Origin of the sequence: Brevundimonas sp. UBA2416, from assembly GCF_002343105.1 — a bacterium.
In the GTDB taxonomy this organism is placed as follows: domain Bacteria; phylum Pseudomonadota; class Alphaproteobacteria; order Caulobacterales; family Caulobacteraceae; genus Brevundimonas.
Genome location: NZ_DDRM01000029.1, coordinates 112,247 through 119,611, shown reverse-complemented (window position 1 = coordinate 119,611; position 7,365 = coordinate 112,247). Strand labels below are relative to the sequence as shown.

The 7,365-nt window shown below is 68.4% G+C and carries 8 protein-coding genes; 6 read left to right on the top strand and 2 right to left on the bottom strand.

Annotation, left to right across the window (positions count from 1 at the left end; genetic code table 11):
- The 6 genes from radA to B3E43_RS09905 all read left to right on the top strand — a co-directional run.
- On the top strand, positions 1–1,073 hold a 1,073-nt coding region (gene radA, locus B3E43_RS09930; protein WP_292028956.1), incomplete at its 5' end, for a DNA repair protein RadA.
- A 28-nt stretch (positions 1,074–1,101) separates the two neighbouring features.
- The gene (locus B3E43_RS09925) at positions 1,102–1,698 is read left to right on the top strand and encodes a CvpA family protein (RefSeq protein ID WP_292028954.1); all 597 of its coding nucleotides are present in this window, start codon (positions 1,102–1,104) and stop codon (positions 1,696–1,698) included.
- A gap of 27 nt (positions 1,699–1,725) precedes the next feature.
- On the top strand, positions 1,726–3,240 hold the full coding sequence (gene purF / locus B3E43_RS09920; RefSeq protein ID WP_292028953.1) for an amidophosphoribosyltransferase: 1,515 nt from the start codon (positions 1,726–1,728) through the stop codon (positions 3,238–3,240).
- A 29-nt stretch (positions 3,241–3,269) separates the two neighbouring features.
- Positions 3,270–3,614 (top strand): VOC family protein, encoded by a 345-nt coding sequence (locus tag B3E43_RS09915; RefSeq protein ID WP_292028952.1) that lies wholly within the window; start codon positions 3,270–3,272, stop codon positions 3,612–3,614.
- Between the two features lie 37 nt (positions 3,615–3,651).
- The gene (locus B3E43_RS09910) at positions 3,652–4,404 is read left to right on the top strand and encodes an SDR family NAD(P)-dependent oxidoreductase (protein WP_292028951.1); all 753 of its coding nucleotides are present in this window, start codon (positions 3,652–3,654) and stop codon (positions 4,402–4,404) included.
- A gap of 2 nt (positions 4,405–4,406) precedes the next feature.
- On the top strand, positions 4,407–4,802 hold the full coding sequence (locus tag B3E43_RS09905) for a hypothetical protein (RefSeq protein WP_292028950.1): 396 nt from the start codon (positions 4,407–4,409) through the stop codon (positions 4,800–4,802).
- Positions 4,803–4,816: 14 nt separating this feature from the next.
- Here B3E43_RS09905 and der read toward each other — a convergent pair whose 3' ends face one another.
- The gene (gene der, locus B3E43_RS09900) at positions 4,817–6,439 is read right to left on the bottom strand and encodes a ribosome biogenesis GTPase Der (protein ID WP_292028948.1); all 1,623 of its coding nucleotides are present in this window, start codon (positions 6,437–6,439) and stop codon (positions 4,817–4,819) included.
- 32 nt (positions 6,440–6,471) lie between these two features.
- A partial coding sequence (locus B3E43_RS09895) for a PQQ-like beta-propeller repeat protein (RefSeq protein ID WP_292028947.1) occupies positions 6,472–7,365 on the bottom strand: 894 nt, incomplete at its 5' end.

The window sequence follows — 7,365 nt, the reverse complement described above, 5'->3', positions numbered from 1 at the left end:
CGGGCGTCGGCAAGTCGACCCTGCTGCTCGACGTGGCCGGTCGCGCGGCCCTGTCGGGGCGGCGGGTGGCCTATATCTCTGGCGAGGAGGCGGTCGAACAGATCCGGGCCCGCGCCAAGCGGATGGGGCTTGAGAAGGCCCCGGTCGAGCTGGCCTCGGCCACGGCGCTGCGGGACATCCTCGGCACGCTGAAACGCGAGAAGTTCGACATCGTCATCGTCGATTCCATCCAGACCCTCTGGTCCGACGCCCACGAGGCCGGCCCCGGTTCGGTCACCCAGGTCCGCGCCTGCGCCGGCGAGATGGTGCGGCTGGCCAAGACGCAGGGCGTGGCGGTCATCCTCGTCGGCCACGTCACCAAGGACGGACAGGTCGCCGGACCGCGCGTGGTCGAACATATGGTCGACGCCGTGCTGAGCTTCGAGGGCGAGCGCGGCTATCCGTTCCGCATCCTGCGCGCCGGCAAGAACCGCTTCGGCGCCACCGACGAGATCGGCGTCTTCGAAATGGGCGACGCGGGCCTGCGCGAGGTCGCCAATCCCTCCGCCCTCTTCCTCGGCGAGAGCAAGGACCGGGCCCCGGGCGCGGCTGTGTTCGCCGGCATCGAGGGTTCGCGGCCGGTGCTGGTGGAGATGCAGGCCCTGGTGTCCAAGTCGGCCTATGGCACGCCGCGTCGGGCCGTCGTCGGCTGGGACACCGGGCGACTGGCCATGGTGCTGGCCGTGCTGGAGGCGCGCTGTGGCTTCGGGTTCGGCGATCAGGACGTCTATCTGAACGTCGCGGGCGGCCTGCGCATCAACGAGCCGGCGGCCGATCTCGCGGCGGCGGCGGCGCTCATCAGCTCGGCCACCGACACCCCCCTGCCCCAGGGCTGCGTGGTGTTCGGCGAAATCAGCCTCTCGGGCGAGATCCGCGCCGTCGGCCGGGCCGAGGCGCGGCTGCGAGAGGCCCAGAAGCTCGGCTTCGACCGCGCCCTGACCCCGCCACTGACCGTCAAGCACAAGGGCGTGGGCGTGACCTCGGTGACGCGCCTGGCCGAAGCGGTCGAACGAATCTCGCAAAACCGTTATTGAGGTCGGGCAGAACTCAGCTCGGGCGCGCATGACCGGTTTCGACGTAATCGCCATTCTGGTCATCCTCGCCTCGGCCGCGGCCGGCTGGGTGCGCGGCGGCACACGCGAGATCATCACCCTGCTCAGCTTTGTGCTGGCGGCCTTCATCGCCCTGGTGGCCCTGCCGCTGACCGCGCCGCTCGGGCGGGCGCTGGTCGATCCCGACTGGGCGGGCACCATCGCCGCCGCCGTCGCCTCCTTCCTGCTGATCTATTTCGGCATCCGCATCTTCGGCTCGATCCTGTCGAAGCGGGCCCAGGCCCATCCGCAGCTGGGCGGCATCGACCGGCTCCTCGGCATCTTCGTCGGCGCAGCGCGCTCGCTGGTGCTGCTGGGCGCCATCCATCTCGTGGTCGTCGCCGCCATGCCGGGCGAGCGCACCCCGCGCTGGCTCAGCGAGGCGGCCCTGCGGCCGGTCACGGCGGGCGCGGCGCGCATGATCCAGATCGTCCTGCCGGGCATCGGTCGCGGGGCCGACGCCCTGACGCCCGTCGTGACTTCGTCCGTGAACGAGGGATTTTCCGGCGAAGAAGCCTTGCCCTCGCCCCAAACAAACAATACTCCGCCCGCGTCCGCCGCCGACTAGCGTTCCCCGCATCATCGGAGCCCCACGATGAGCAGTCCCGTGCATTCCATCGCTGACCCGGTCGTCCACCGGGAGCACCACCGCGACGCCGACGATGACCGGCCGCGGCTGGAGTGCGGCGTCTGCGGCGTCTGGGGCGCAGAGAAGAATGCGGCCTCCGCCATCGTCGCCCTCGGCCTGCACGCCCTGCAGCACCGCGGGCAGGAAGCCTGCGGTATCGCCAGCGTCAACGACACCCGTTTCCACACCGAACGCCACATGGGGCTGGTGGGGGAGGCCTTCGGCGGCACGGACCTGCCGGAACGCCTGCCCGGCTCTGCGGCCGTCGGCCACACCCGTTATTCCACCGCGGGCGGCAGCTTCCTGCGCAACATCCAGCCCATGTTCGCCGATCTGGATCAGGGCGGAATCGCCGTCGCCCACAACGGCAATCTGACCAACCATCTCTATCTGCGGAACCAGCTGGTCGGCGAAGGCGCCATCTTCCAGTCGACCTCGGACTCCGAGGTCATTCTTCACCTGATCGCCCGCAGCCGTAAGGCCAAGATCGTCGACCGCTTCATCGACGCCATCGGCCGGATCGAGGGCGGCTACGCCCTGGTCTGCGCCACCCGATCGAAGCTGATCGGCGCGCGCGACCCGCTGGGCATCCGCCCGCTGGTCCTGGGCCGCCTCGGCGACGCCTGGGTTCTGGCCTCGGAAACCTGCGCCCTCGACACCATCGGCGCGACCTTTGAGCGCGATGTCGAGCACGGCGAGGTCATCGTCATCGACCATGAGGGGCTGAAGTCGCTCAAGCCCTTCCCGACCCGCGAGGCGCGGCCCTGCCTGTTCGAATATGTCTATTTCGCCCGCCCCGACAGCGTCGTGAACGGCCGCTCGGTCTATGGCGTGCGCAAGCGCATGGGGATGAAACTGGCCCGCGAACACGCGGTCGATGCCGATGTCGTCGTGCCCGTGCCCGACTCCGGCGTGCCCGCCGCCCTCGGCTATGCCCAGGAGAGCGGCATCCCCTATGAGATGGGGATCATCCGCAGCCACTATCTGGGCCGCACCTTCATCCAGCCAAACCAGGGCGCCCGTCAGAAGGGCGTGCGGATGAAACACAGCCCGAACCGGTCGGTGCTGGAGGGCAAGCGGGTCGTCCTGATCGACGATTCCATCGTGCGCGGCACGACCTCCGTCAAACTGGTCCGCGCCGTCCGCGCCGCGGGCGCCACCGAGGTGCATTTGCGCTCGGCCTCGCCGCCGATCCTGTGGCCGGACTTCTACGGCATCGACATGCCCGAGCGGGACCAGCTGATCGCCGCCAACAAGACCCTGGAAGAGATGCGGGCCCACCTCGAGGTCGACTCCCTCGGCTTCCTCTCGGTCGACGGTCTGTACGACGCCATGGAGGCCGGCCCCCGCGACTCGCGCAATCCGCAGTTCACGGACCACTATTTCACCGGCGAATACCCGACCCGCCTGCTGGACCGCGAAATCGAGGAAGGCGGCCGCGAGGTCGCCGCGCGGCAACTTTCGCTGTTGGTCAGCGCTTAAGAGCCATAACGCTCGGCACAGGACACGCAATGATCCAGCTCGGTTACTTCACCATGGACACCGAGAACGTCGAAAAGGCGCGGGCCTTCTATTCCGCCTTGTTCGGCTGGACCTTTGACGAGGCTGAATCGCATCCGAACTACGCCCACGTGGCGGGTGGTCAGCCGTCCTTCGGCTTCACCAAGGTTGAGCGTGCCAAGGCCAATTCCCACCTGTATTTCCGCGTCGAAGACGTCGAGCGGCTGTGCGCCCGGGTGGTGGAGCTGGGAGGCAAGGCGGCCATACCGTCCGAGACCCCCTCCGGCATCACGGCCGTCGTCAGCGACGACCAGGGGGTCAGCTTCAGCCTGTGGCAACCGGCCCCCGGGTTCTAGCTTCCGCCGGGCCGACGGGCGCGCTATCAGGCCCGCCATGACCGACCTACCCCTCAAGGACCGTATCGCCCTCGTTGTCGGAGCCTCGCGCGGCATCGGCTATGAAAGCGCCCTCGCCCTGGCGAAAGCCGGCGCGCATGTGATCGCCACGGCGCGGACGGTCGGCGGACTGGAAGAGCTGGACGACGCCATCTTCGCCGCCACCGGCAGGCACGCCACCCTGATCCCGTTCGATCTGGTGGACGGCGGCGCCATCGACCGGCTGGGCGGGGCCATCTTCGAGCGGTTCGGACGCCTCGACATCTGGGTGCAGGCGGCGGCGACCATGGGGGCCTCGGGCCTGACTCCGGTCAGCCACGCCGACCCCCGCGTCTGGGCCAAGGTCGAAAAGACCAACTTCACCGCCGTCTACCGCCTGATTCGCTCCCTGGAGCCGCTGCTGAAGGCCTCGGACGCGGGACGCGCCGTCTATGTCACCACCAGCGTCGCCGCCGCGCCAAAGGCCTTCTGGGGCATGTACGCCGCGACGAAGGCGGGGGCAGAGGCCTTGGTCAAATGCTGGGCCGACGAGATCGAGTCGACGCCGGTGCGGGTCTCCATCGTCGATCCCGGCCGCATGCGAACCCAGATGCGCGCCCAGGCCTATCCGGGCGAGGATCCGGAGACCGTGGTCCACCCGTCGGTCATCGGCCCCCTGATCGTCGAACTGGCGCGGGGCGACCGGCAGTCGCCGCTGGAGATCAGCTTCAAGGAGTGGTCAGCGGGTCCGGGCGTGGCGGCGCTGATCTGACCATGCAACGGGCGCTCACAGCGGCGGCCGCCTATTTCGCCATCGTCTTCAGTCTCGCCTTCCTCCTCGGCGTTGTCCGAACACTCTTCATCGCGCCCATGGCCGGCGAGGTCCTTGCGGTCCTGATCGAGGCGCCGATCATCCTGTTCATCAGCTGGCGCGCCGCCGGCTGGACCATCCGGCGGTTCTCGATCCCGGCGCGGACTTCGGATCGGCTGATGATGGGGCTGGCCGCCTTCCTGCTTCTGTTGACCGTCGAGACAGCGATGTCGCTCCTGCTGTTCGGCCGCCCGCTGGCTCAGCAGGTCGCGGCCTGGGCCACCGCCGCAGGCGCGATCGGCCTTCTGGCCCAGGCCGCTTACGGCCTCATTCCCCTGTTCGTGGCGCGCCGCCACTGAAGGGCGCGACGACCCTATTTCTTCGGCGCGTGTTTCTGACCGGTCCGCACGCGCCCCGACCGTGACACCTGACGCGCCCCGCCCCGTGCGCCCTTCTGGACGGCGACCGACGAACCGGCCTTCTTGTTGGCGCTGGCTTTCAGCCCCGCGAGAGGCTTGAGCTTGGTCTTGCCGGCCTTCTTCTGCTCCAGCGCCTTGCCGGGCAGGTTGGACAGCATCTCGGCGCGCTCGGCCTTCTTGATGACCTTGCGCGGCGCGGTCTTGGCGTCGCCCTTGTAGCGTTCGGGCCCCGATTTGGAGCCGCCCGGCGCATAGGGGTTCTCGCTGCCCGACTTGACGATCAGCCGGATCGGCGTGCCCGGCAGGTCGAAGGACTCGCGCAGATTGTTGACCAGATAGCGTTTGTACTGCTCCGGCATGGACTCGGCGCGGCTGGCCATCAGCACGAAGGTCGGCGGCCGGGCCTTGGTCTGGGCCATGTATTTGGGCTTGATCCGCTTGCCGTCGACGGCGGGGGGCGGATGCCTCTGGGTGGCCATGGACAGCCAGGTGTTCAGGTCCTTGGTCTTGACCTTGACCGACCAGGTCGCGTGCGCCTGCAACACGGCGGGCATCAGCCGCTCGACGCCGCGGCCGCTGTGCGACGACAGGGCCACGAAGGGCGACCCCTTCAGCTGCGGCAGCTTGTCCTCGGCCATCTGGGTCAGCTTGGCCAGTTTGGCCTGCGGGCTCTCTTCCAGGTCCCATTTGGCGGCGACATAGACCAGCGCCCGCCCCTCGCGCTCGACCAGATCGGCCAGCTGCAGATCCTGGGTGTCGAAGGCGTCGTCCTTGTCCATGACCAGCACGACCACCTCGGCGAAGGTGATGGCGCGGATGGTGTCGGCGACCGACAGCTTCTCCAGCTTTTCCTGCACCCGGGCCTTGCGGCGCATCCCGGCGGTGTCGACCAGTCGGATGTTCTGGCCTTCGTACTCCCAGTCGACCGAGATGGAATCCCGGGTGATGCCGGCCTCGGGGCCGGTCAGCATGCGGTCTTCACCGATCAGGCGATTGATCAGGGTCGACTTGCCGGCGTTGGGCCGGCCGATGATGGCGATGCGGATCGGCTTGTCGGGCTCATCGACCTCTTCGACAAAGATGTCGGCGCTGGCGGCCACCACGGCGGCATACAGGTCCGCCATGCCCTCGCCGTGCTCGGCCGAGATGGCGACCGGCTCGCCGAAGCCCAGCGAATAGGCCTCGCCGATGCCGCCGCCGCTCTCGCGGCTCTCGGACTTGTTGGCCAGCAGGATGACGGGCTTGTGCTGTTTGCGCAGCCGTTCGGCAAATATCTGGTCCAGCGAGGTCACGCCCTCACGGGCGTCCATCATGAACAGGATCAGGTCGCCGTCTTCCAGCGCCGCCTCGGTCTGTTCACGCATCCGCGATTCGAGGCTGTCGTCGGTGACGTCCTCATAGCCGGCGGTGTCGATGAGGGTCAGGTCCATATCGCCGATGTTGCCATCCGCGTACCGCCGGTCGCGGGTCACGCCCGGCCGGTCGTCGACCAGCGCGAGGCGCTTGCCGACGAGGCGATTGAATAGTGTCGACTTGCCCACATTGGGGCGGCCGACGATGGCGACTTTGAGAGCCATGTCGGCCTTCTAACGCAGATTGAGTTCCAGCGTCAGCGAATGCTGACGAGGTCGCCCTTGTCGGTGAGCACATAAAGCGCGCCGTTGTAGGCGGCCGGAGCGATATAGACCGGCCCGCCCATGCGGATCGAGGCGGTCTGGACGCCGGTCTTGGGGTCGAAGGCGACCAGTTCGCCGTCCGAATTGGTCAGCACCAGCCGGTTCGAGGCCATCAGCGGTCCTGACCAGACCGGGCGTACGGTGCGATCGAAGAAGCCGAAAATGCCGCCTTCCTGGCGGACGCGGCCCTCATTGAGGTCGCGGGTCCAGTAGATCTGGCCGCTGTCGCGGTTGATGACGGTCAGTTCGCCGTCCTTGGACACGACATAGACAACGTCGCCGACCGGCAGGGGCGCGTTGACGCCGGCGATCGGCAGGGGCGCCCATTTCGGTTGGCCCGAGCGGATATCCATGGCGGACAGCACGCCCGAATGGCTGACGGCGTAGACGACGCCCCGGCTGATCACCGGACGGCCGGCGATGTCGCGGATTTCGGACAGGGCGCTGGTGCGGCTGGTGCGCGACAGGACCTGCTGCCACAGCGACTGGCCGGTCGAGGCGCGCAGGGCCACCACTTCGCCGGACGAGAAGGGCGCGATCACCGTATCGCCGGTCACAGCGGGGCTGGAGGCGCGCAGGATGCGGGCCGGCTCGGGAATACCGCGATAGGACCAGTCCTGGGCGCCGGTGGTGGTGTCGAAAGCCTGGATCTGGTTCTCGACGTCGACGACGAAGACCCGGCCGCCCGAGACGGTGGGCGCGCCGTGGATGGGCACATCGACCGGGGTGGTCCAGATCACGGCGCCGGAGGCCTGATCGATGGCGGTGACGGTGCGATAGCCCGAGGACACAAAGACCTTGCCGCCGCCGACGGCGACGCCGCCGCC

Excerpts from the sequence above, each read along its gene's own strand:
- B3E43_RS09910 (WP_292028951.1), top strand. The coding sequence starts at position 3,652 with ATGACCGACCTACCCCTCAAGGACCGTATCGCCCTCGTTGTCGGAGCC.
- B3E43_RS09925 (WP_292028954.1), top strand. The coding sequence starts at position 1,102 with ATGACCGGTTTCGACGTAATCGCCATTCTGGTCATCCTCGCCTCGGCC.
- der (WP_292028948.1), bottom strand. The coding sequence starts at position 6,439 with ATGGCTCTCAAAGTCGCCATCGTCGGCCGCCCCAATGTGGGCAAGTCG.
- purF (WP_292028953.1), top strand. The coding sequence starts at position 1,726 with ATGAGCAGTCCCGTGCATTCCATCGCTGACCCGGTCGTCCACCGGGAG.
- B3E43_RS09915 (WP_292028952.1), top strand. The coding sequence starts at position 3,270 with ATGATCCAGCTCGGTTACTTCACCATGGACACCGAGAACGTCGAAAAG.
- B3E43_RS09905 (WP_292028950.1), top strand. The coding sequence starts at position 4,407 with ATGCAACGGGCGCTCACAGCGGCGGCCGCCTATTTCGCCATCGTCTTC.